Annotated in this window: 22 protein-coding genes; 4 read left to right on the top strand and 18 right to left on the bottom strand. The window is 72.5% G+C overall.

Going from position 1 to position 22,849, the window contains the following annotated elements; translation table 11 throughout:
• Window positions 1–58: 58 nt before the first annotated feature.
• From CP968_RS14520 to CP968_RS14535, 4 genes are all read right to left on the bottom strand, one after another.
• A complete protein-coding gene (locus tag CP968_RS14520) occupies window positions 59–1,642 on the bottom strand; it encodes an alpha/beta hydrolase (protein ID WP_150518410.1) in 1,584 nt (527 codons plus the stop codon).
• A gap of 825 nt (window positions 1,643–2,467) precedes the next feature.
• The gene (locus CP968_RS14525; protein WP_229886019.1) at window positions 2,468–4,327 is read right to left on the bottom strand and encodes an AMP-dependent synthetase/ligase; all 1,860 of its coding nucleotides are present in this window, start codon (window positions 4,325–4,327) and stop codon (window positions 2,468–2,470) included.
• 189 nt (window positions 4,328–4,516) lie between these two features.
• Window positions 4,517–5,206 carry a helix-turn-helix domain-containing protein gene (locus CP968_RS14530; RefSeq protein WP_150518412.1) on the bottom strand — a complete coding sequence of 230 codons (690 nt, stop codon included), beginning with the start codon at window positions 5,204–5,206 and terminating at the stop codon, window positions 4,517–4,519.
• A gap of 87 nt (window positions 5,207–5,293) precedes the next feature.
• Window positions 5,294–5,902 carry an ATP-binding protein gene (locus CP968_RS14535; protein WP_229886021.1) on the bottom strand — a complete coding sequence of 203 codons (609 nt, stop codon included), beginning with the start codon at window positions 5,900–5,902 and terminating at the stop codon, window positions 5,294–5,296.
• Between the two features lie 155 nt (window positions 5,903–6,057).
• On the opposite strand from CP968_RS14535, the gene CP968_RS14540 reads away from it, so the two are divergent.
• A complete protein-coding gene (locus tag CP968_RS14540; RefSeq protein ID WP_150518414.1) occupies window positions 6,058–6,915 on the top strand; it encodes a helix-turn-helix domain-containing protein in 858 nt (285 codons plus the stop codon).
• Complete coding sequence (locus tag CP968_RS14545; RefSeq protein ID WP_150518415.1) at window positions 6,912–7,103, top strand: DUF397 domain-containing protein; 192 nt, start codon at window positions 6,912–6,914, stop codon at window positions 7,101–7,103. Before CP968_RS14540 ends, CP968_RS14545 begins: the two co-directional genes overlap by 4 nt.
• A 75-nt stretch (window positions 7,104–7,178) precedes the next feature.
• Here CP968_RS14545 and CP968_RS14550 read toward each other — a convergent pair whose 3' ends face one another.
• The 5 genes from CP968_RS14550 to CP968_RS14570 form a co-directional block, all read right to left on the bottom strand.
• Window positions 7,179–8,522 (bottom strand): dicarboxylate/amino acid:cation symporter, encoded by a 1,344-nt coding sequence (locus CP968_RS14550; RefSeq protein WP_373304004.1) that lies wholly within the window; start codon window positions 8,520–8,522, stop codon window positions 7,179–7,181.
• 420 nt (window positions 8,523–8,942) lie between these two features.
• Complete coding sequence (locus CP968_RS14555) at window positions 8,943–9,284, bottom strand: DUF4229 domain-containing protein (protein WP_150518417.1); 342 nt, start codon at window positions 9,282–9,284, stop codon at window positions 8,943–8,945.
• A 73-nt stretch (window positions 9,285–9,357) separates the two neighbouring features.
• Window positions 9,358–9,882 (bottom strand): GNAT family N-acetyltransferase, encoded by a 525-nt coding sequence (locus CP968_RS14560; RefSeq protein WP_150518418.1) that lies wholly within the window; start codon window positions 9,880–9,882, stop codon window positions 9,358–9,360.
• Between the two features lie 140 nt (window positions 9,883–10,022).
• Window positions 10,023–11,186, bottom strand: coding sequence for an aminofutalosine synthase MqnE (gene mqnE, locus CP968_RS14565; protein ID WP_150518419.1), 1,164 nt, complete (start codon window positions 11,184–11,186; stop codon window positions 10,023–10,025).
• 73 nt (window positions 11,187–11,259) lie between these two features.
• On the bottom strand, window positions 11,260–11,715 hold the full coding sequence (locus tag CP968_RS14570) for an Lrp/AsnC family transcriptional regulator (RefSeq protein ID WP_150518420.1): 456 nt from the start codon (window positions 11,713–11,715) through the stop codon (window positions 11,260–11,262).
• A 121-nt stretch (window positions 11,716–11,836) separates the two neighbouring features.
• Here CP968_RS14570 and CP968_RS35360 point away from each other — a divergent pair, with 121 nt between their 5' ends.
• On the top strand, window positions 11,837–11,971 hold the full coding sequence (locus CP968_RS35360; protein ID WP_268253249.1) for a hypothetical protein: 135 nt from the start codon (window positions 11,837–11,839) through the stop codon (window positions 11,969–11,971).
• A gap of 18 nt (window positions 11,972–11,989) precedes the next feature.
• Here CP968_RS35360 and CP968_RS14575 read toward each other — a convergent pair whose 3' ends face one another.
• The 4 genes from CP968_RS14575 to CP968_RS14590 all read right to left on the bottom strand — a co-directional run bounded on the left by CP968_RS14575 (window position 11,990) and on the right by CP968_RS14590 (window position 15,599).
• Window positions 11,990–12,667 (bottom strand): UbiX family flavin prenyltransferase, encoded by a 678-nt coding sequence (locus CP968_RS14575; protein ID WP_150518421.1) that lies wholly within the window; start codon window positions 12,665–12,667, stop codon window positions 11,990–11,992.
• A 75-nt stretch (window positions 12,668–12,742) separates the two neighbouring features.
• The gene (mqnP, locus tag CP968_RS14580) at window positions 12,743–13,663 is read right to left on the bottom strand and encodes a menaquinone biosynthesis prenyltransferase MqnP (protein WP_150518422.1); all 921 of its coding nucleotides are present in this window, start codon (window positions 13,661–13,663) and stop codon (window positions 12,743–12,745) included.
• Window positions 13,663–14,148 carry a hypothetical protein gene (locus CP968_RS14585; RefSeq protein ID WP_150518423.1) on the bottom strand — a complete coding sequence of 162 codons (486 nt, stop codon included), beginning with the start codon at window positions 14,146–14,148 and terminating at the stop codon, window positions 13,663–13,665. Before CP968_RS14585 ends, mqnP begins: the two co-directional genes overlap by 1 nt.
• Window positions 14,145–15,599, bottom strand: a complete 1,455-nt coding sequence (locus tag CP968_RS14590) for a menaquinone biosynthesis decarboxylase (RefSeq protein ID WP_150518424.1) — start codon at window positions 15,597–15,599, stop codon at window positions 14,145–14,147. The genes CP968_RS14585 and CP968_RS14590 overlap by 4 nt, the downstream gene beginning before the upstream one ends.
• 90 nt (window positions 15,600–15,689) lie before the next feature.
• Here CP968_RS14590 and CP968_RS14595 point away from each other — a divergent pair, with 90 nt between their 5' ends.
• Window positions 15,690–16,037 carry a PLD nuclease N-terminal domain-containing protein gene (locus tag CP968_RS14595; RefSeq protein WP_150518425.1) on the top strand — a complete coding sequence of 116 codons (348 nt, stop codon included), beginning with the start codon at window positions 15,690–15,692 and terminating at the stop codon, window positions 16,035–16,037.
• Here CP968_RS14595 and CP968_RS14600 read toward each other — a convergent pair.
• The 5 genes from CP968_RS14600 to CP968_RS14620 all read right to left on the bottom strand — a co-directional run bounded on the left by CP968_RS14600 (window position 16,034) and on the right by CP968_RS14620 (window position 22,841).
• Window positions 16,034–16,732: a TetR/AcrR family transcriptional regulator gene (locus CP968_RS14600; protein ID WP_150518426.1), complete on the bottom strand. Its 699-nt coding sequence runs from the start codon at window positions 16,730–16,732 to the stop codon at window positions 16,034–16,036. The two genes, CP968_RS14595 and CP968_RS14600, sit on opposite strands and share 4 nt — an antisense overlap.
• Before the next feature lie 85 nt (window positions 16,733–16,817).
• Window positions 16,818–18,878 carry a galactose-binding domain-containing protein gene (locus CP968_RS14605; protein WP_373304005.1) on the bottom strand — a complete coding sequence of 687 codons (2,061 nt, stop codon included), beginning with the start codon at window positions 18,876–18,878 and terminating at the stop codon, window positions 16,818–16,820.
• Window positions 18,879–19,250: 372 nt separating this feature from the next.
• Entirely contained in the window at window positions 19,251–20,327 is a 1,077-nt protein-coding gene (gene ccsB / locus CP968_RS14610; RefSeq protein WP_150518428.1) for a c-type cytochrome biogenesis protein CcsB, read from the bottom strand.
• Window positions 20,324–22,027 (bottom strand): cytochrome c biogenesis protein ResB, encoded by a 1,704-nt coding sequence (resB, locus tag CP968_RS14615; RefSeq protein WP_150518429.1) that lies wholly within the window; start codon window positions 22,025–22,027, stop codon window positions 20,324–20,326. The genes ccsB and resB overlap by 4 nt, the downstream gene beginning before the upstream one ends.
• Window positions 22,028–22,040: 13 nt before the next feature.
• Window positions 22,041–22,841, bottom strand: coding sequence for a cytochrome c biogenesis CcdA family protein (locus tag CP968_RS14620; protein WP_150521919.1), 801 nt, complete (start codon window positions 22,839–22,841; stop codon window positions 22,041–22,043).
• Window positions 22,842–22,849: the final 8 nt, after the last annotated feature.

The raw sequence follows: 22,849 nt of genomic DNA on the forward strand, positions 1-22,849 counted from the left end.
CGGCCAGGAAGGGTGAGCCGCGCGGTTGCCGGGCCGTCTCCTTCGCAGGCCCGCCGGGTCATTCTCCGGCGGGGCAGGACCGCGTCCCGTTCGGCAGCCGGCCGTCGACGAGGAAGCGGTGCGCGTACGCGCGCACGCAGGCCGAGGCGTCGTAGCCGGTGTGGCCGTCGCCCTTGTGGTCCAGGACCACCGCCGAGCCGAGCCGGCGCGCCGTCTCCTCCGTCCACTCGTACGGGGTGGCCGGGTCGCCGCGGGTGCCGACCAGGAGCATCCGCGGGGCTCCCGGGTGGTCGATCCTGCGGAGGAAGTCGGTGCCGGGCGGGCGGCCGTAGCAGGACAGCACGGTGCGCAGCTGGCGCGGCCCGAAGACCTTGGAGGCCTGGAGGAACGCGGGCCTCAGCTCGGCCAGTTCCCGCTGGACGGCCGCCGGCGAGGCCCCGGCGGCCGATCGGTCGGGGTCGTCGGCGCAGTTCACGGCGGCGAGCGCGGCGGCGGCGTTGTCGGCGGGCACCGAGCCGGGTCCGGTGCCGGGCGCGGGCTCCCCCGCGTCCGGGTCGCCGTCCTCGGCGGGGTCCGTCGGGCCGCCGAGCTGGAGCAGCCCGACGGGGTCGGAGCGGCGCTCGGCCAGGGCGAGCGCGTCGGCGAGCGCGGGCCAGGAGCCGCGCGCGTACAGGGCGCTGCCGATCGAGGCGACCGCGTCCTGGCCGGTCACGTACGAGCCGTCGCCGCCGACCAGCGGTTCGCGGTCGAGCCGCGCGATCAGCGCGTCGACCCGCTCCCCGGCCGTTCGGGCGTTGGTCCCGTACACGCAGCCCGGCCGGTGCGTGCACCAGGTCAGGAAGTGGTCCAGGGCGCGCTGCTGGCCGCGCGCCGTGACCAGGGCCTGTTCGCTCAGCGGCTCGCCGAGGGTGTCCACGCCGTCCAGGACCATGCGGCCGGTGGTGCGGGGGAAGAGGGCGGCGTACGCGGCGCCGAGCCGGGTGCCGTAGGAGAAGCCGAGGTAGTGGAGCTTCGCGTCGCCGAGCGCGCGGCGCAGGAGGTCCATGTCGCGGGCGACGTGCACGGTGCCGACGTACGGGAGGACCGGACCGGAGGCCAGTTCGCAGCGCCGGACCACCGCGCGCAGCGCGGCGAGCTGAGCGGCGGCGTCGTCCGCCTCGCCGGCGGTGTCCTGGGAGCCCGCGCAGGAGACGGGGGCGCTGTGGCCGACCCCGCGGGGGTCGAAGGAGACGAGGTCGTAGCGCTCGCCGAGTTCGGCGAAGTCCCGGGCGTCGGCAGCGAGTCCGGCCACGCCCTGGGCGCCTGGGCCGCCGAAGTTCAGCAGCAGCGAGCCGATGCGGCGGGCGGGGTCGGTGGCCGGTATCCGGGCCACCGCCACCCGGATCGTGCCCTTGGCCGGGTCGGCGTGGTCGAGCGGCACCTCGACGGTCCCGCAGCGCATCCCGGCGGGCACCTCCCGGCGCGCGCACGCGCCCCAGCGGACCCGCTGCCCGTGGAGCCGGCCCGCCGGACCGTCCCGGTCCACCGCGGCCCGCGCCGCGGCCGCCCCCACGCCCGCCGGTGCCGGCCCGCCGGCGGCCCCGGGCGCGGCCGCGGGAGCCAGGCCCGCCACCAGCAGCGCGCACCCGACGGCGACGCCCACCCGCCAACCGCCGCCCGCCCGGACACCGGGCCGTGCCGACGCCGACGCCGAAGCGCCGGGAGCCGCGGAGCCCAGCGCGCCGGAACCCGCGGCCGTCCGGATACCGGGACCGGCAGGAGTCAGGGGCTCGGGACCGGCGAACGTCAGGGGGTCGGGACGGCCCGGGACCGGCGCATCGGGCCGAGCGGGCCCCCGCGCACCGAGACCACCCGGCACCGGCGCATCAGGCCGAGCAGGCCCCCGCGCACCGAGACCACCCGGCACCGGCGCATCGGGCCGAGCGGGCCCCCGCGCATCGAGACCGCCCGGGACCGGCGCGTCGGGAGGCGTGTGGGTTTCGCGCGGGACGGCGGGACGGCGACGGGGACGGGGACGGGGCACTGCACCCTCCTCGGGGGTGGCCCCCCGGCCGGTTCGCCCACCGTAGGCGCACCCGCGCGGCCCCGCCCGTCGGCCGGGGATCGCCCGCCGGGGTCACGCGACGGCTCGGCAGGCCCGCGCGCCGCCGACACCCGGCCCCGACCGACCGCGCCCACGGTGAGCCGAAAGAGTGACCCGCGCCCACCCGAACCCGAACTCGGGACCGGGGGCCGGGGCCGGGGCCGGGGCCCGGAAACCAAGGCCGAGGCCGCGGCCCGGCACCGCGGCCAAGCCTCGAAGACGAACCAAGGCCACCGCCAGGTCCCGGGGCCTGGTGCCAGGAAGCGGCCGGCTCGGCGCCCGGCGTCGTCCCGGCGGCGGGTCCCAAGCTCAACAGCACTGCGCGCGAGGGCACATGGGCGTCCGCGCGGCGGAGCCGCCGTGGGCACGGCCTCCGGACCGGCGTCAGCGGCCCGCCCGGTACAAGGCGTCGATCTGCCGGGCGTACTCGCGGGCGACGGCGGCCCGGCGGACCTTGAGGGACGGGGTCAGCTGGCCGCCCTCCTCGGTGAACTGCCCGGGCAGGACGGCGAAGCGCCGGATCGACTCGGCCCGCGACACCAGCCGGTTCGCCTCGTCGACCGCCCGTTGGAGGTCGGCCCGCAGCGCCTCGTCGTGCACCAGCTCGCCGAGGGGCACGCCGGTCTTCTTGTGCATCTGGCGCCAGTGCAGCAGCCCGTCCGGCTCCAGGGTGATCAGGGCGGCGATGTAGGGCCGGTCGTCGCCGACCACCATGCACTGCCCGACCAGCGGGTGGGCCCGCAGCCAGTCCTCCAGCGGCGCGGGGGCCACGTTCTTGCCGCCGGAGGTGATGATCAGGTCCTTCTTGCGGCCGGTGATGGTGAGGTAGCCGTCCTCGTCCAGCTCCCCGATGTCGCCGGTGGGCAGCCAGCCGCCCGGGGCCGCGGCGTGCGGGGCGTTCCAGTACCCGGCGAAGACGTGGCGTCCGCCGAGCAGCACCTCGCCGTCGTGGGCGATCCGTACGGCCGTGCCCGGCAGCGGCCAGCCCACCGTGCCCAGGCGGGGACGCGTCGGCGGGGTGACGGTGCTGGCGCCGGTCGTCTCCGTCAGTCCGTAGCCCTCGAAGACCTCGATGCCCGCGCCGGTGTAGAAGGCGGCCAGGCGTCGGCCGAGCGGGGAGCCGCCGCTGAGGACGTAGAGGACGCGCCCGCCGAGGGCGGCCCGGATGCGCCGGTAGACGAGCGGGTCGTACAGGGCGCGGGCGGCGCGCAGCCGGACGCTCGGGGTGCGGCCCTCGGCGGTCTCGCCGTAGCGGCGCGCGATCCGGGCGGCCCGGTCGAAGGAGGCGGCGCGGCCCATCTTCTCGGCGGTGGCCCGGGCGGTGTTGTAGACCTTCTCCAGCACGTAGGGGATGGCGAGGAGGAAGGTGGGGCGGAAGCCGGCGAGGTCGGCGAGCAGGTCCTCGGTACGGAGGCTGGGCGCGTGGCCGAGCCGGACGCGGGCCCGCATGCAGCCGATGGCGACCATCCGCCCGAAGACGTGGCTGAGCGGCAGGAAGAGCAGGGTGGAGGCGGGTTCCGTGGTGGCGGATCTGAAGACGGGGTGCAGCAGGGCGACCGCGTTGTCGGCCTCGGCGAAGAAGTTGGCGTGGGTGATCACGCAGCCCTTGGGGCGGCCGGTGGTGCCCGAGGTGTAGATGAGGGTGGCGACGGAGTCCGGCCCGCGCGCTTCCCGCCGGGCGTGCACGAGGGCGTCGGGCAGGTGCTCCCCGGCCTTGACCAGACGGGCGACGGCGCCGGTGTCGAACTCCCACAGGTGCGCCAGGCCGGGCAGGTTGGCGCGTTCGGCGCTGATGATCCGGGCCTGGGCGGTGTCCTCGACGGCGCAGGCGACGGCGCCGGAGTCCTGGATGATCCAACGGGCCTGGAGGGCGGAGGAGGTCGGGTAGATGGGGACGGTGACCAGCCCGGCGGCCCATCCGGCGAAGTCGAGGAGGGTCCACTCGTAGGTGGTCCGGGCCATGATGGCGAGCCGGTCGCCCTCGCGCAGGCCCTCGGCGATGAGCCCCTTGGCGACGGCGAGCACCTCGGCCGCGAACCGAGCGGCCGTGACGTCGTGCCACCTCCCGTCCCGGTCCTTGCGGGCGAGCACCGGCTCGCCGGGGGCCTCGCGGGCGTTGTCGAAGGGGATGTCACCCAGGGAGCCCGAGCGGGGCACGGCCGCCAGGGCGGGGACGTGCACCTCCCGCACCCTGCCGTCGATCACGGTCTTGACGGGCTCCACCGGTCGGGGCTCGGCTTCCACGGCGCGCTCTCCTGGGTCAGGGTCCAAAGGGAGTTACCGCCGGTAATCTACGCACCGGTAACCCCCGCTGAACAGCCCTCGGACCCTTTCTTCACGACCGGAGCACAGCCGGACCACAGCCGCGGTGCAAGCGCGCCACACCCGCACCACACGCACCGCACCACACGCACCCCGGCCACCGGCCACCCCTCAGGCGGCGCTCCGCTCCGGTCCGGCCGGACCGTCCCGGCACCGGCCGGGCGCGGGTGCGCGGAAGGCCCGCTCGCAGCCGTCGCAGGTCTGGAAGGGGTCCGGCGGCCGTCCGGCGGGCCCGGCCGCACGGGCCCGTCCGGGACGGCGGGTACCGGGGCCACGGGTACGGGTACGGGAACGGGTACGGGTACGGGTACGGGTACGGCCACGGCACCCGGCGACTCCGGGGCCGACGGGGCCGGGAGCACTGCCGGGCGCCGCCGGGGAAGGGTCCGGGGGCGCGGTCGAGGGCGTCGTGGGCACGGCGGGCACGGCGGGCACGGTGCGCGGCCGGTTGTAGGACACCGTACGGGTGACGACCCGCCCGGAGGGCAGTCGTACGCGGCTGCGCTCCAGGTACCCGTGCGCCTCCGGCTCCCGCAGACCGGCGGCGATCCGCACCTCGCCCTCGGGGAACCGCTCGCAGAGCCGCTTGACGCCGACCCCGGCGCCGGCCGGGAGCGACTGGATGTGGAGGGCGAGGCCTAGGGCGACCAGGGACAACACCCGGTGCTGGGCGAGGTGGTTGCCGACCACGGTGTAGTGGTCGGCGTGCCGCACGTTGACGTGGACGACACCGGATCGGGGGGTCCCGGCCGTAAGCCGGGACGCGGCGCGCGGGGGCGCGCTGGGGTGCTGGAAAGCCATCGGGAGGCCTCGCGGAATCGGGAAGCCTCGCGGACTTCCTGGATGGTCAGGCCCTCGACCGGGATGCCAGTCCCGCCGGGGGCCGTCTCATGCGCTGACGTTTCGGGCCGAGCATGCGCCCGGCAACCCGCGGCGAATCCAGCCGAGTTGGAGCAATTCACCCGTGTGAGTTACGCGGGGCCGGTGGGGTGGGGTGGGTGGGTTTTTCCCCGTTCCTTGAACGCCTGGGACGTCGCCCCCCACCGCGTCCCGGCCGCCCACGACCCGGCCCGCCCCCGGCCCTCCCGGCCCTCCGTCCACCCGCAGCTCCGCCCACACGGTCTTGCCGGGCGGCAGCCCCCGGTCCACGCCCCAGCGGTCGGCGACCGCCGCCACCAGCAGCAGCCCCCGCCCGCCCTCGTCGTCCCCGGCCGCGTCGCGGGCCCCCGGGATCCGGTCCGCGCGGGCGTCGGCCACCTCGATGCGCAGCACGCCACCGGCGAGGACGAGCACGATCCGGAAGTCCCGGCCGGGGACGCGCCCGTGGGTCACGGCGTTCGCGGCCAGCTCGGCCACGACCACGGCCGCCCCCTCCGCGGCCACCCCCCATGCGTCGAGCTGTCCGACGACGAGCCGCCGGGCCAGCCGGGCGCCGCGCGGCGTGGCGGGCAGTTGGGCGGCGAACCGGGGTGCGGAGATACGGATTTGACTGTTCACATCACTCAGCGTGGCGATCCGCGCCTACCGTGGGGAGCTTCGACGCCCTTGCGTACCGCCTTTGTCCTGCGACTGTCCGGCGCTGTCCCGGCTGTCCGGCGGAGCGGGCGGGCACGGAGCGTCGAGGACTTTTCGGACGTCGAAGGCGGGCGGGCATGGGTGTGGACAAGGGCGACACGGAAGACGCGGGCTGGGACGTGGACCCCGAGGACGAACAGGGCGCGGCGGTCCTGGCCGCCCTCGGCCGCCAGCTGCGGGCCTGGCGCGAGTCGGCGGGCCTGCGGTCCGCCGACTTCGGCACGGCGATCGGCTACGGCGAGGATCTGGTCCGCAAGATCGAAGCGGGCAAGCGCATCCCGCGCCCCGAGTACCTGGACAAGGCGGACGAGGTACTGCGGGCGGGCGGCCGGATCGCCGCGATGAAGGCGGACGTGGAGCCCATCCGCTACCCGAAGAAGGTGCGGGACCTGGCGAAGCTGGAGGCGCGGGCGGTGGAAGTCGGCGTCTACAGCACGCACGTCGTGCACGGCCTGCTCCAGATCTCCGACCACGCGCGGGCCCTCTTCGAGATGCGGCAGCCCTCGTACACACAGGACGAGATCGAGCGGTACACGGCCGCTCGAATGGCTCGACAGTCCCTCTTCACCCGGTCTCCCGCACCGGCGATCAGCTTCGTACACGAGGCCTCCGCCCTGCGTAGGCCCATCGGTGGCACGGCGGTGTGGCGCCGGCAGTTGGAACACCTGCTGGAGGTCGGCCGGTTGCGCAACGTCTCCCTCCAGGTCATGCCGAACAGTTGTGAGACCCACGCCGGCATGGACGGCGGCATCGAGATCCTGAAGTTCGGAGACGGCACGGCCGTGGGACGGTCGGAAGGGGCCTTCAACGGCCGTCCGGTCTCGGACCCGAAGCGACTCCGGATCCTCGAACTTCGCTATGGCATCATCCGAGCGGAGGCTCTTACGCCGCGGGAATCGCGGGACTTCATCGAGGAACTGCTGGGAGAGACATGATCGGCTATCCCGAGCTGGACTGGTTCAAGAGCAGCTACAGCAGCGGCAGTGAAGGCGACTCCTGCGTCGAGGTGGCGCACGCCCCCGGCCAGGTCCGTGTCCGCGACTCGAAGGACACCGCGCTCCCCCACCTCACCGTCACCCCCACCGCCTGGACCGGCTTCGTCACATACGCCTCGGCGCGCTGACGAGACCCGGCCGCGGGAACGCCGCAGCCCCCGCCCGGACGGGGGCGGGGGCTGCGGGGCGGGCGGGGCCGGGGGTCAGGCCGGGACCGGGACCTTCTCCTGCGGGGCGGTCTCCGCCGGGGCCGCGGGCTCGTCGTCGAGCGGGGAGGCCGAGGCGGTGGCGTAGGCCTCCTTGTCGAGGATGCCCTCGCGGGCCGACACGATGACCGGGACCAGCGCCTGGCCGGCCACGTTGGTGGCGGTGCGCATCATGTCGAGGATCGGGTCGATCGCCATCAGCAGGCCGACGCCGGCCAGCGGCAGGCCCAGCGTGGAGAGGGTGAGGGTCAGCATGACCGTCGCGCCCGTCAGGCCGGCCGTCGCGGCGGAGCCGATGACCGAGACGAAGACGATGAGCAGGTACTCCTTGATGCCGAGCTGCACGTCGAAGATCTGCGCGATGAAGATCGCGGCGAGCGCCGGGTAGATCGCGGCGCAGCCGTCCATCTTGGTGGTGGCGCCGAACGGGACGGCGAAGGAGGCGTACTCCTTCGGGACGCCGAGGCGCTCGGTGACCTTCTGGGTGACCGGCATGGTGCCGACCGAGGAGCGGGAGACGAAGGCCAGCTGGATGGCCGGCCAGGCGCCCTTGAAGAACTGGACCGGGCTGACCTTCGCGACGGTGGCGAGGAGCAGCGGGTAGACGCCGAACATCACGATCGCGCAGCCGATGTAGACGTCGGCGGTGAAGGTGGCGTACTTGCCGATCAGATCCCAGCCGTAGGTGGCGATGGCGGTGCCGATGAGGCCGATGGTGCCGATCGGGGCGAGGCGGATGACCCACCACAGGGCCTTCTGGAGCAGCTCCAGGACGGACTCGGCGAGGTCCAGGACCGGCTTGGCCTTGCCGCCGAGCTGGAGGGCCGCGATGCCGGCGACGACGGCCAGGAAGACGATCTGGAGGACCTTGAGCTCGGTGAACGGCGTGACGATGTCCGTCGGCACGATGCCGGTCAGGAAGTCGATCCAGCTGCCCGTGCGCTTCGGCTCCTTGCCGTCGGCGGCGGTGAGGCCGGTGCCCGAGCCCGGGTCGGTCAGCAGGCCGATCGCGATGCCGATGCCGACCGCGATCAGCGAGGTGATCATGAACCAGAGCAGCGTGCGGGAGGCGAGCCGGGCGGCGTTGTTCACCTTCCGCAGGTTGGTGATCGACACCAGGATGGCGAAGAAGACGAGCGGGGCGATGGCCAGCTTGAGCAGCTGGATGAAGATGTCGCCGACCTTCTCCAGGGTGGTGGCGAGCCAGCTGACGTCCTGGCTGCGGGCTATCCATCCGAAGAGGACGCCGAGGGCGAGACCGGCGATGATCTGGGCCCAGAAGGGGAACTTGAAGGAGGCTTTGGCGGGGGCCTGGGCCTGGGGGGTCGCGGACACGGACACTCTCCGGGGATGACGCGCAAGGAAGCGGTGCGGGGACGGTTCTGCGGTGACGGCAGCCGGAAGGAGGCCGGCCGGGACCGCTGCTGTATCGATTCGGCTCGGCGCGATGGTGAAGCGGGGCGAGCGGAGCGGACGTCAGCGACGACAGCAACAGGCCGCGGACACGCGGCGGCAGAGGTCGACGTGCAGGCGCGCCACGAGCGTCACGCTCGTGGTCATCGGGTGCGCAGCTGCGGTCAACATGTTGAACACGCTAACACTTGTGCTTTGGGAATCTCAAAGCAGTTCTTTGGGCCCGGCCCGCACGGGGCCCCGGCCGACCCTCCCCTTCCCGGTCCGGAACGCACGAACGCCCCGGCGTTACGGGCGGTAAACCCGTCGCTGGGGCGGTTCGGTGTGTGATGAAGCCAACGGCGGGAGCTAGGAGTTCACGCGCGCAGCGTCGTCCGCCAGGTCCTCCTGGCTGCGGTTCGAGGCGAGCTTCTCCTTCGCACCCGCGACGCGTCCGGAAATCTGCTCGGACATCTGGTCGCGCTGCTTGCGCAGCAGGACGAAGGAGAGCGGGGCGGAGAGGACCAGGGCCAGCAGCACGATCCAGGCGAAGTTGGCGTCCCCGATGGAGGAGGGCACCCACCCGAGCCGGACCAGGCCCGCGACGACGACCAGGCATCCGACGAAGATGCCCAGGCGCATCGCGGTGTAGCGGATCGTCGCGCTCGGCTTGAGGGACACGGTGACCCCTTCTCTCTCGTCGTCCTGCATACGGAATGTCCCGTCCAGTGAAGCACGGCCGCACGGCGCTCCGGCGCAGGGGTCGGCGCAGCGGCGGCGCGGGTCAGTGCAGCGGCAGCAGCATCGTGATGTCGTCGCGGTCGTCGCCCGGGGCCACGCGGATGGCCTGGGGGACGCGGCCGACCTCCTTGTAGCCGCAGGCCTCGTAGAAGCGCTCCAGGCCGTGGCCGCCGCGGCAGCCGAGGCGGATCGCGTCGATGCCGTCGAGGGTCCGGGCGGCCGCCTCGACCGCGGCCATCAGGTCGCGGCCGTACCCGCGGCCCTGGAGGCCCGGGTGGACCATCACCGTGTACGCCCACACCCAGTGCCGCTGGAGCCGGTGGGTGTTGTGGGTGAGGAAGGCGGTGGCGGCGACCCTGCCGTCCGCGTCGTGCCCGACCAGCAGCCGGGTGCCTCCGTCGGCGACCGCGGTGAGCTGTCCGATCAGGGCCGGGCGGATGTCGTCGGCGGTGACCGGCGCCACGAAGCCGACGGCCCCGCCCGCGTTGGTGACGTCGGCCCACAGCTCCAGGACGCCGTCGCGCAGGGCCGGGTCGACGACCGGATCGAACGTGAAAGTAAGGGTCATTATCGCATCGTAACTATTACCTGGCTGTCCGGTCCAGCCCGTCCGGCCCAGGGAAAAGCCCCGGCCGTCACGGCCGGGGCTCTCTCGGCCCGCCACCCGGGATCACGGGGCGGACGGGCACGGGCGGGCGGGTGCGGGGATCAGACCCGCATCGCCTGCGGGGTCTCGCGCAGGCCCTCGACCGGACCGGGGTACTCGCGGATGATCTCGTAGCGCGTGTTGCGCTCCACCGGGCGGAAGCCGGCTTCCCGGATCAGCTCCAGCAGGTCCTCGCGGCCCAGCTTGTTCGGGGTGCCGTAGTTGTCCGCGTCGTGCGTGATCTTGTACTCGACGACCGAGCCGTCCATGTCGTCCGCGCCGTGCTGAAGGGCCAGCTGGGCGGTCTGCACGCCGTGCATCACCCAGAAGACCTTGACGTGCGGCACGTTGTCGAAGAGCAGCCGGGAGACCGCGAAGGTCTTGAGCGCCTCCGCGCCCGTGGCCATCGTGGTGCGCGCCTGGAGCTTGTTGCGCACCTTGCCGTCCTGCATGTCCACGAAGTCGTGCTGGTAGCGCAGCGGGATGAAGACCTGGAAACCGCCGGTCTCGTCCTGGAGCTCGCGCAGCCGCAGCACGTGGTCCACGCGGTGGCGCGGCTCCTCGATGTGCCCGTACAGCATGGTCGAGGGGGTCTTGAGACCCTTCTCGTGCGCGAGCCGGTGGATGCGCGACCAGTCTTCCCAGTGGGTGCGGTGGTCGACGATGTGCTGGCGGACCTCCCAGTCGAAGATCTCCGCGCCACCGCCGGTCAGCGACTCCAGACCGGCCTCGATCAGCTCGTCGAGGATGTCGGAGGCCGACATGCCCGAGATCGTCTCGAAGTGGTGGATCTCGGTGGCCGTGAACGCCTTCAGCGAGACGTTCGGCAGCGCCTTCTTCAGCTCGGAGAGCGAGCGCGGGTAGTAGCGCCACGGCAGGTTCGGGTGCAGGCCGTTGACGATGTGCAGCTCGGTGAGGTTCTCGTTCTCCATGGCCTTCGCCAGGCGCACGGCCTCCTCGATGCGCATCGTGTACGCGTCCTTCTCGCCCGGCTTGCGCTGGAACGAGCAGTACGCGCACGACGCGGTGCACACGTTCGTCATGTTGAGGTGGCGGTTGACGTTGAAGTGGACGACGTCGCCGTTCTTGCGCGTCCGCACCTCGTGGGCGAGGCCGCCGAGCCAGGCCAGGTCGTCCGACCCGTAGAGGGCGATGCCGTCCTCACGCGTCAGCCGCTCGCCGGAGCGGACCTTCTCCTCCAGCTCGCGCTTGAGCCCAGCGTCCATGCCGGTCGCCCGCCTTCCTCTGTGTCCTGCAGTCCCGCTCTGCTGCTGCCTGCAACCGCGACCCACCGTACTCTCAGACTTCCTCCGGCAGTTCCCCGACCCGGTTCTCCCACTTGGTGGAGAGCACGATGGTGGTGCGGGTGCGCGAGACGCCCTTGGTGCCCGAGAGCCTGCGGATGATCTTCTCCAGGCCGTCCACGTCGTTGGCGCGCACCTTGAGCATGAAGGAGTCGTCCCCGGCGATGAACCAGCAGTCCTCGATCTCGGCGAGGTCGCGCAGCCGGCGGGCCACGTCCTCGTGGTCGGCGGCGTCGGAGAGCGAGATCCCGATCAGCGCCGTGACGCCGAGGCCGAGCGAGGCCGAGTCCACGGTCGCGCGGTACCCGGTGATCACACCGGCGCTCTCCAGCCGGTTGATGCGGTCGGTGACGCTGGGGCCGGAGAGGCCCACGAGACGGCCCAGCTCCGCGTACGAGGCACGACCGTTCTCGCGAAGTGCCTGAATGAGCTGCCTGTCCACCGTGTCCATGACGTGGAGCCTTCCATTATTCGGCGATCCTGCAAGCATAGGTATAGAATCTAAGGCACGCAGGGTCAACACCCTGCGAATCTTTCAACAGATCAATGACGATCTTCAGGAGTGGTTCACCGTGTACACGATCGAGATGGCCTACGCGCACATGCGACAGCTCCAGGAGCTGGCCAACCGATCCCGTGCCCACCAGCCCGCCGCCGCCCACCGCGTCGACAAGACCCGCAAGCCCGGCCACACCAAGAAGGCCTGAGGCCCCGACCCGGGCCCTCTAGGCCTGGTCCCGGGGGCGGGAGCCACCGAGCTCCCCCTCCCACCGGCGGTACAGACCGTGCGGCACCCCCGCCGCGTCGAGCACCCGCCCCGCGACGAAGTCCACCAGGTCCTGGATGTGCGTCGCACCCGCGTAGAACGCCGGAGAGGCGGGCAGCACGACCGCGCCCGCCTCGTCCAGCGCCACCAGGTGCCGGAGCGTCTGCCCGTTCAGCGGGGTCTCCCGCACCGCGACCACCAGCCGGCGCCGCTCCTTGAGCGTCACGCTCGCCACCCGCTGCAGCAGGTCCTTCGACAGCCCCAGCGCCACCCCCGCCACGCACGCCGTGGAAGCGGGCACGATCAGCATCCCCTTCGCGGGGTACGAGCCCGAGCTCGGCCCGGCCGCCAGGTCCCCCGCGCCCCAGTACCGCACCCCGTCCAGCGGCACGTCCCGGAAGGTGCCCGGCTTGCCGTCGGCCCCCCGCGCCAGCCACTGCGCGAGGTCCTCGCGCCAGTGCGCGTCGCGGAAGGCGATGCCGGTCTCGTCCAGCAGCGTCAGCCGCGACGCCCGGCTCACCACCAGGTCGAGGTCCTCCCCCGCCGCGAGCAGCCCGCGGATCACCGCCGCCGCGTAGGGCGTTCCGGACGCGCCGGAAACCCCGACCACCCACGGGGTGCGCTTGCGCTCAGTCATGCCTCCGAGACTATCCGGCCACGGCGGGCGGCCGACCGTCACGGTGTCCGGACGGCCCGGCGGCCCGCCCGGGCGCTAGAAGGTCAGGCCGCGCACCGCGAGGTCCAGCAGGGCGCACACGAAGAGGGCGATGCCGATGAAGCCGTTGACCGTGAAGAAGGCCCGGTTCAGGCGGGAGAGGTCGTGCGGCTTGACGATGGTGTGCTCGTAGAGGAAGGCCCCGGCGACGACCACCAGACCGGACCAGAACAGCACGCCCGCGTCCGTCGCGACCGCGTACCAGGCGAGCAGCGCCGTGGTCACCGCGTGCGCACCGCGCGCGCCCCACAGGGCCGCCGGCACGCCGAAGCGGGCCGGGACGGACTTGACGCCCTCGGCCCGGTCGGCCGCCACGTCCTGGCAGGCGAAGATCAGGTCGAAGCCGCCGATCCACACGCCGACCGCGAGCCCCAGGATGACCGCGTCCCACGACCACTCGCCGGTGACGGCCAGCCAGGCCCCGACCGGTCCGATCGCCTGGGCCAGGCCGAGGATGGCGTGCGGGAAGTTCGTGAAGCGCTTGCCGTACGGGTAGACCACCATCGGGATCACCGCGACGGGCGCCAGCGCCAGGCAGAGCGGGTTGAGCAGGGCCGCCGAGCCCAGGAACACCGCGAGCGCGATCCCGGCCCCGGTCCACGCGGACCGCACCGACACCGCGCCGGTGACCAGCTCGCGGCCCGCGGTGCGCGGGTTGCGGGCGTCGATCTCGCGGTCGATGATCCGGTTGGCGGCCATCGCGAAGGTCCGCAGCCCCACCATGCAGACGGTGACGAGCAGCAGCGTGCCCCAGTGCATGGTCCGGTCGAGCTGGAACATGGCGGTGAGGGCCGCGATGTAGGCGAAGGGCAGCGCGAACACCGAGTGCTCGATCATCACGAGCCGCAGGAACGCCTTGACCCGGCCGGTGGCCTCGGGCGCCGGCCCGGGGCCGACCACCCCGTCGGCGGTGGCCATCACGACAGGCTCCGGCGGAACTGTTCGAGCTCGGCGCGCAGCTCGGCGAGCGGCGTCGGCCCGATCTCCACGTCCAGCGGGGCCGCCCCCTCGGACGCCGGCGGGGTCACGCGGGCCAGGAACGCGAAGCCCTCGCCCGCCGGGCGGGCGTCCAGACGCAGCAGGCCGTGGCCGGCCACGGCCAGCTCGGCGGTGAATCCGGCGTCCGGGTCCGCGAGGCCGGCCAGCACCCGGCCGACGAAGGCCGCCGCGTCGGCGTCGGCCAGCCCGGGCAGGGCGACCTCCAGCCCCTCGCCGTCGGTCCGGTCCGCGATCAGCTGCCACAGGTCGGCGGGGCCGGCGAACTCCTCGGGCGTCACGCCCGCCCGCTCGGCGGCCTCGCGGACCTCGGGCTGCGCCGGGTCGATCTCGGGGCGCACCAGGGCCACGCAGGGGGTGTCGGTACCGATGAAGAGGGCGGGGCCGCCCACGGCGATCGGGCTCACAGGCCGTACTCCTTCCAGCGGCGGTCCACCAGGGCCGCCGTCGACGGGTCGGACTCCACCATGTCCGGCCAGCCGCCGTCCCGGGTGTAACCCTCCTCCGGCAGCTTCTTCGTGGCGTCGATGCCCGCCTTGCCGCCCCAGAACTGCTGGTAGGAGGCGTGGTCCAGGTGGTCCACCGGGCCCTCGACGATCGTCAGGTCCCGGGAGTAGTCGGTGTTGCCCAGCGCGCGCCAGGACACCTCGTGCAGGTCGTGGACGTCGCAGTCGGAGTCCACCACGATGATCAGCTTGGTCAGCGACATCATGTGCGCGCCCCAGATGGCGTGCATGACCTTCTGCGCGTGCTTCGGGTACTTCTTGTCGATCGAGACGATCGCGCAGTTGTGGAAGCCGCCCGACTCCGGCAGGTGGTAGTCCACGATGTCCGGCACGATGATCTTCAGGAGCGGCAGGAAGAACCGCTCCGTGGCGCGGCCCAGCGGGCCGTCCTCGGTCGGCGGCCGGCCCACCACGATCGACTGGAGCATCGGGCGCTTGCGCATCGTGACGCAGTCGATGGTCAGGGCCGGGAAGGGCTCCTGCGGGGTGTAGAAGCCGGTGTGGTCGCCGAAGGGGCCCTCCGGGAGCGTCTCGCCCGGCTCCAGCCAGCCCTCGATGACGACCTCCGCGTGCGCGGGCACCTGGAGCGGGACGGTCTTGCAGTCGACCATCTCGATCCGCTTGCCCGCGACGAAGCCGGCGAAGAGGTACTCGTCGATGTCGCCCGGCAGCGGGGCGGTCGAGGCGTACGTCACGGCGGGCGGGCAGCCGAAGGCGATGGCGACCGGCAGCCGCTCGCCGCGCTTGGCGGCGACCGCGTAGTGGTTGCGGCTGTCCTTGTGGATCTGCCAGTGCATGCCGATGGTGCGCTTGTCGTGGCGCTGGAGGCGGTACAGGCCGAGGTTGCGCACGCCCGTCTCCGGGTGCTTGGTGTGCGTCAGGCCGAGGTTGAAGAACGAGCCGCCGTCCTTGGGCCAGGTGAAGAGGGCCGGCAGCAGGTCCAGGTCCACGTCGTCCCCGGTGAGGACGACCTCCTGGACGGGGGCCTCGCCCTTGATCTTCTTCGGCGGCACGTGGACCATCGAGCCCAGCTTGCCGAAGGCCTCGCGGACCCCGATGAAGCCCTGCGGGAGCTCGGGCTTGAGCAGGCCGCCGATCTTCTCGCTGATCTCCGCGTAGGACTTCAGGCCGAGGGCCTTGAGCAGCCGGCGGTCGGTCCCGAAGACGTTCATGGCCAGCGGCATCGCCGAGCCCTTGACGTTCTCGAAGAGCAGCGCGGGACCGCCCGCCTTGTTCACTCTGTCGACGATCTCCCCGACTTCCAGGTACGGGTCGACTTCGGCCTTGATGCGCTTGAGGTCGCCCTCCCGCTCCAGAGCCCGGAGCAGCGAGCGGAGATCGTCGTAAGCCATAGGGGCCAGTATCCGTCACCAACTACCCTGGGGGCGTCACCGGGGCCCCGTGCGGGCCCGCCGCCACTGCCCGGGAGTCGGTCCCACACCGTGTTGCGCTATCTGCCGTTCCTGCTGATCCTCGCGCTGACCATCTACGCCTTCATCGACTGCCTGAACACGCCGGAGGAAGAGGTCAAGCACCTCCCCAAGGTGGTCTGGGTGATCATCATCCTGCTCTTCTCCATCGTCGGCCCGGTGGTGTGGCTGTTCGCGGGCAGGAAGCGGTCCGCGGCCGGCGGCGGGTTCGGCGGCGGGCGCGCCCGCCGCACGCAGTGGGTGGCGCCCGACGACAATCCGGAGTTCCTGAAGTCGCTGCGCGACGAGCAGGCGGAGAAGGACCGGGAGCAGGAGAAGGACGGCGACCGGGACCGCGACCGCGACAAGGACAAGGACTAGGACCAGGACCAGGACGGGGACACCGGCGGGGCCGGGGGCGGCAGCGGCGGCCCGCCCCGCGCGCCGCCCGGCCGGGCGGGACGTCCCGTGATGTGGCCGACGACGTGGTCCGTGACCAGGTCGGTGAGCGCTTCGACGATCGGCAGGGCCTCGGCCGGTCCCGGGTCGTCGCCCAGCACGAGCAGGCTCAGGGTGAACCCGTCCGTCAGGGCCGCCAGGTAGCGGGCCAGCACCGGGACGGGAACGCCGAGCTCGAAGGGCGCGGTGCGGCGCAGCTGCTCGATCAGCTCGGCGTAGGTCTCCCCGTACAGCTCGTACTGGCGGCGGGCCAGGTGGCCGAAGCCCGGCTGGCGCAGGGCGTACTGGGTGAGCTCATAGGTGAGCATGTGCTCCCCCGGGTGGGCCCGTACGTGGTCCCAGTAGGCCTGGAACCCGGCCCGGACGGTCTCGCGCAGGGTGGGCCGGGGCCGGATCGCCTCCTTGACCACGGTGACGTAGTGGTCGGTGATCACGGCGATGACGGACTCGAACAGGGCCTGCTTCGAATCGAAGCAGTAGTGGAAGACGCTCAGCGACACGCCCGCCTCCGCGGAGATCGACCGGGTGGTCGCGCGGGCGACCCCGTCCCGCTCCATCACCCGGATCGCCGCCTCCGTCAGCTGCCGGCGCCGCTCGGGCAGCGGTGCGCGCGCCATGCGGTCCCCTTCCGTGGGAGCGGACCGGTCCGGCCGGGGCGGTGGTGCGCCCCGGCCGGACCGGTCGGGAGAGACGGCCCGCCGCTCAGCGGCCGTGGACGCCGACCTCGTTGAGCGAGTAGCCCCACTGGGTGCCGCGCTGCGTGGCGTGGACGCGGACGTAGCGGGCCGGCGTCGCGGTGAACACGGCGGTGTCCAGGCCGCCGTCCCCGGTGGTGGTGGACCAGGCGGTCTGCCAGTTCGTGCCGTCGGTGGACAGCTCGATCCGGTAGGACTTGGCGTAGGCCCGTTCCCAGTCGAGGGTCACCCGCCCGACCGGCGTCGGCGCCCCGAGGTCGATGCGCAGCCACTGGTCGTCGCTCCAGTTGCTGGCCCAGCGGGTGCCGGTGTTGCCGTCGACCGCGCGGCCGGGGGCGTAGCTGGTGAACGGGTTCCACTCCGCGGAGCTGGCCGAGGCGGGGGCGCCCGCGGCGAGGTTCACGCCGGCCTTGTGCTTTTCGGAGGCCCCCCAGGTGCCGAGGTAGGACTCGGCGCCCTTGAAGAGGTCGTCCACGACGCCCTGGCCGCCGGTGATCCGGATGTCCTCGATCCAGTCGGGGACCAGGCCGTAGTGCGAGGCGCCGTCGGTGTTGAGGTCCCAGGTGCGCTGCCCGGTGGTCTGCCGGTCGATGACCGAGCCGCCGTCGGTGCTGCGGAAGGGGTAGCGGACCGGGTTGGCGGTGTCCGCGCCCCGCGGGCCGGGCCAGCCGCCGACGCCGTTCATGTCGGTGCCGTAGCCGTAGCCGACGCCGTACTTGTCGCGCAGGGCGTCGGTGCGCTTGGCCTCGGCGCTGAACGCCTCGGAGCCGTTCATGTACTGGGCCGCGAAACCGCCGAGCCGGTAGAGGCGCTCGGTCCACTCCAGGTCCATCCAGCTGTGCGAGGAGATGACGCCGGGGTAGGACTCGGCCTCCAGGATGTCGAAGGCCCGGCCTGCGGCCTTGACGCTCATGTGGTCGACTTCCAGCATCATCTTGCGTTTCGTCATGCCCCGTACGGCGTACTCCCCGAGCTCCGTGAGGCCGCGGGTGTTGCACTGGGCGTCGGCCGCGTAGGCGGGCACCGCGACGCCCGCGGGGAGCTGCTTCTCGGCGGCGGCGGCCGGGGCGAGGCCGATGGGGTTGTCGTGCTGCGGGCCGGTGCACCGCTCGGTCTGCCAGAAGGTGCCGGTGGACAGGAACTGCCCCACGTTGATGGCGGTGCCCAGGGCGCCCTGGTCGAAGCGGACCCCGCACAGCGCGTTGTCGAACTTGTGGCAGAGGAACATGCTGCGCACGCCCAGCCCGTACAGCTCGTCGAGGCCGCGGTCGATGTCCTCCTTGCTGCACTGGGAGACGTCCAGGACCTGCTTGCAGCCGAACGGCTCGGAGGTCTCGACGCCGAGGACGACGGCCAGCTTGCCCTGTTCGATCACCTGGCGGGCCTGCTCGGAGCTGGTGACGATCCGGAACCAGCCCTTCCCGGGGCCGCCGAACATCGAGTCGACGTAGGCCTGCATGTCGTACGTCTTCTTCGCCTCCAGCCGGATGGCGGTCATCTCGTCGCAGCCGCGGTCCTTGAAGAAGTAGACCGAGCAGATCACGCCGTTGGTGACGAGGTCGTTGACGAGGACCCGCTGGCCGCCGCGCCAGGCCCGCTCCACCCAGGCGTAGTAGTTCTGCTGGTGGGTCAGCGAGTCGTGCGCGGGCCAGTCCTTGAAGGTCGGCCAGCCGTCGGGGTCGTGCCTGCCGTCCCCGCCGTTGGTGATGTAGTCGAAGACCGCGAGGGTCCCGTCCGGGTAGTGCTCGGGACAGTCCTTGAGGGCGTCGGCGACGCCCTGCTCGGAGAAGGGCTTGCCGCAGATGAGCCGGCCGCCGAAGCCCTCGTTCGACATCAGGTGGTCGTGGGCGTCGACGAAGCCGCGGACCCGGCCCTGGGCGTCGGTGCCCTTGAACGGCTCGCCGGTGACGTTGATCGCGGAGTCGGGCGCGGGCCGCGCGGTCGGGTTCCACCAGCCGGGGTCGGCTGCGGAGGAGGCGGGTGCGAGGCCGAGCAGCAGGGCCGTCACGGCGAGGCACAGCGCCAGCAGGCCGGCCGGGCGTGGCCTGCGGCGGGCGGGTCGGGTCATGGTCATCACCCATGTCTTCGGTCGGCGTACGGCGGAGGGCGCGAGCGCGTACGGGACCGTCCGGGGACCCGGCCGACCCCGCCCAGGATTGTCATGCTCCGTGCAAACGTTGCGTCGAGAATCGCTACTGCCGGGTACGGAGTCAAGGGTCCGGGACGGATGACCTGATGGACCGTCGGTTTTCTCCCCGACTGCGCCGTCCGCTGCGCCGCCGCGCCTGCGCCCCGACCCCGGCCCCGGGGTGCGCCCGCACCGGCGTCGGCCCGCCGCGTACGCGCCCGCGCCGCCCCGTCGTCCCGTACGCACGCGGCGGCCCCCGGTGCCGGGCACCGGGGGCCGCCGTGCGGTCCGTTTCGCGGGGGGCTCGTGCGCTCAGACGCCCGCGTACGAGTGCTTGCCGGTGAGCAGGATGTTCACGCCGTAGTAGTTCCAGATCCAGCAGGCGAAGGCGAAGAGCGCGAGGTACGCGGCCTTGCGGCCCTTCCAGCCGGCCGTGGCGCGGGCGTGCAGGTAGCACGCGTAGGCCACCCAGGTCACGAACGACCAGACCTCCTTGGGGTCCCAGCCCCAGTAGCGGCCCCAGGCGTCGCCGGCCCAGATCGCGCCCGCGATGATCGTGAAGGTCCACAGCGGGAAGACGGCGGCGTTGATCCGGTACGAGAACTTGTCGAGCGAGGCCGCCGAGGGCAGCCGCTCCAGCACCGAGGTGGCGAACCGGCCCGGCTTCCCGCCGCCCGCCAGCTTGGCCTCGTAGGAGTCGCGGAAGAGGTAGAGGACCGCGCCGGCCGCTCCGATGTAGAAGACGGCGCCGCAGAAGATCGCGGTGGAGACGTGGATCCACAGCCAGTACGAGTGCAGCGCCGGGACCAGCTGGTCGCTGTCGGTGTACAGCCAGGTCACGGCGATGCCGAGGTCCAGCAGGACGGTGGTGACCAGGATCAGGCCGAGCCAGCGGACGTTCTTCTTCAGGGCCAGCAGGGCCAGGTACGCGCCGACGGCCACCGTGGAGAAGGTGATCGAGAACTCGTACATGTTGCCCCACGGGGCCCGCTGCACCGACGCCGCCCGGGCGACGACGCCGGAGGCCTCGATGAGGAAGGCGAGCACGGTCAGCGCGACCGCGATCCGCCCGTACAGGTCGCCCTTCTCGGTGCCGCCCGCCGCGCCGGGGCCGTCGGGGACGTCCCGGACGCCCGCGGCGGTGCGGGTGACCACCTGCGGCTTGTCGAGGACGGCGGTGCCGCCCTTGGACCGCGTCCGGACGACGGGCGCGGCGCTCCCGCCGCCGGTCAGCGCGGCGGCCGTACGGCCGACCTTGCTGCGGCTGCCGAACACCCATTCGGTGATGTGGGCGAAGAAGGCGAGCATGTAGACCGCCATCGACGCGTAGACCAGCTTGTTGCTGAGCTCGGCCAGACTCTCGTTGGTTGCGGCCGCGAGCAGCGTCATCCGCGCTCTCCTTCTTCTTCGACAGGTGCGGGCGCCGACGGCGCCTGCTCGTGCAGGGCGCCGGCCAGGTCGGCCAGTTCCTGCGGGAGCCTGGCGGACTCGCTGCGTCCGAGGCCCGCCATCTCGACGACGGTCACGCCGTCCTCGCCGGCCACCGCGCGGACCCAGATCCGGCGGCGCTGGATGAACAGGGAGCCGGCCAGGCCGGCGATGGCCGCGATGGCGCCCGCGAGCGCCAGGCCGCTGCCGGGCTGGTGGGTGACGGAGAAGGTCGCCCACCGCTCGACGGACTCGAACTTCACGGTGCCGGCTCCGCCGGGCAGCGTCATCGTCTCACCGGGCAGCAGCATCTGCGCGAACGGGTCGCCGTTGTCCTTCTTGAACTGCTGCATCTTGGTCGTGTCCAGCTGGTACACGTTCTGCAGCAGGCCGGAGTCCACGCCGAGGCTGCCGTGGAACGCGTTGAGGGCGATCACCGGGAAGTCCGCGGCGGGGAACTGCGAGAGCATCGTGCCCTTGCCCTTGCCCGCGAAGGTCGGCACGAACTGGGCGGAGAAGCCGAGCTGCTCCTTCTCGCCCTTCGCGTTCCGGTAGCCGTCGGTGACCTTGATGGCGCCGGCCGAGGTGAGGTTGGCGTCCTGGGGCAGCATCGGCACGGCGTCGCGGAAGACGACCTTGCCGGTGGGGTCGGTCACCGAGATGACCGGCGCGTACCCGTGGCCCAGCAGGTAGACCTTGGAGCCGTCGACGTCGAGGGGCTTGTTGACCTCGATGTCGGCCTTGCGGGGGGCTCCGTGCGGGCCGTCGTAGTAGGTGATGTGCGCCTTGAAGTCGCGCGGGGTGCCCTTCTGCGGGCCGGTCTTCTGGTACGTGGCGTCGAACCGGTCCAGCGTGAAGCTGAAGGGCGGCAGGTCGTCGGGATCGAAGAAGCTGCCGCGCTTGAAGTCGTCGTACTGGGTCAGCGTGTTCGAGAAGCCGGAGCCGCGCAGGACGAGCTTGCCGCCCTCGTACTTGTAGAGCTTGCCCCAGGCGAAGGCGACCAGCATCACGATGAGCGTGACGTGGAAGATCAGGTTCCCGGCCTCGCGGAGGTAGCCCTTCTCCGCGGCGACGTGGCCCGTGCCGGCCCGGGTGCGGAAGCGGCGGCGGCCGAGCAGGGTCCCGGCGTGCGCGAGGACCTCGTCGGGGGACTTCTCGGTGCGCCAGGTGGTGTGGGCGGGCAGCCGGTCCAGGCGCCGGGGGGCGACCGGCGGGCGGCCGCGGAGCTGGCCGACGAACTGCCAGGTGCGGGGCAGGATGCAGCCGATCAGCGACACGAAGAGCAGCAGGTAGATCGCGGAGAACCAGAACGACGTGTAGACGTCGAAGAGCTGGAGCTTCTCGGCCACCGGCACCCAGAACTCGTGGGCGCGCTGCCACTGCGCGACCTTCATCGCGTCGACGTCGGTCTGCGGGATGAGGGAGCCGGGGATGGCGCCCAGGGAGAGCATGAAGAGCAGGATCAGCGCCACCCGCATCGAGGTGAGCTGCCGCCAGAACCAGCGGGCCCATCCGATCACCCCGATGCCGACGGCGGCCGGCTCGGGGCCGTCCTCCAGCGGGGCGGTCGAGAGCTGGGCGCCGGCCGCGCCGAGCGCGGGCTCGGCGGGGTCCTCGGACTGCTGCGGCGCCGCTTCGGGCGCCTTGTCTGTCGTACTCATGTGCGTTAAATCCTCAGATCCCCACCGTGACGCCTTGGGTCCAGCTCTGCATGTCGCTGACGATGGTGTCCCAGATTCCTGTGACGAGCAGCAGGCCGGTGAGCACCAGCATGCCTCCGCCGATGCGCATCACCCACGCGTAGTGCCGCTTCACCCAGCCGAACGCGCCGAGCGCCTTGCGGAAGGCGACGGCCGCAAGGATGAAGGGAAGCCCGAGGCCCAGGCAGTAGGCGACGGTCAGCAGCGCCCCCCGGCCGGCGCTCGCCTGGTCCATCGAGAGGGTGGTGACGGCCGCGAGGGTCGGGCCCATGCAGGGGGTCCAGCCGACGCCGAAGAGGACGCCGAGCACGGGCGCGCCGACCAGTCCGGCGGTCGGCTTCCGGTGGAAGCGGAACTCCCGCATCGTCAGACCGGGGATGGCCCCCATGAAGAACAGGCCGAGGACGATCACCAGGGCGCCCAGGACGCGCGAGATGACGGCCTTGCCGTCCTGGAGCGCCTCGCCGAAGTAGCCGAAGAGCGCGCCCGTGGAGACGAATACGGCGGTGAAGCCCGCGATGAACAGGCTCGCGCCCGCCAGCATCCGGCCGCGCCGGGCCTCGGCGAGGTCCGCGCCGCTGATCCCGGTCACGTAGGACAGGTAGCCGGGGACCAGCGGGAGCACGCAGGGCGAGAAGAAGGAGACGAGCCCGGCGAGGACGGAGATGGGCAGCGCCAGCAGCAGCGCCCCGCCCAGGACGGTGGTGTTCACACCCGTCGGCTCGACGGCCAGGCTCGACCCGAGGTCGGAGGCGAGGAGGAGGTCGGGGACCACGGTCAGCA

The organism is Streptomyces subrutilus (assembly GCF_008704535.1).
In the GTDB taxonomy this organism is placed as follows: Bacteria; Actinomycetota; Actinomycetes; order Streptomycetales; family Streptomycetaceae; genus Streptomyces; species Streptomyces subrutilus.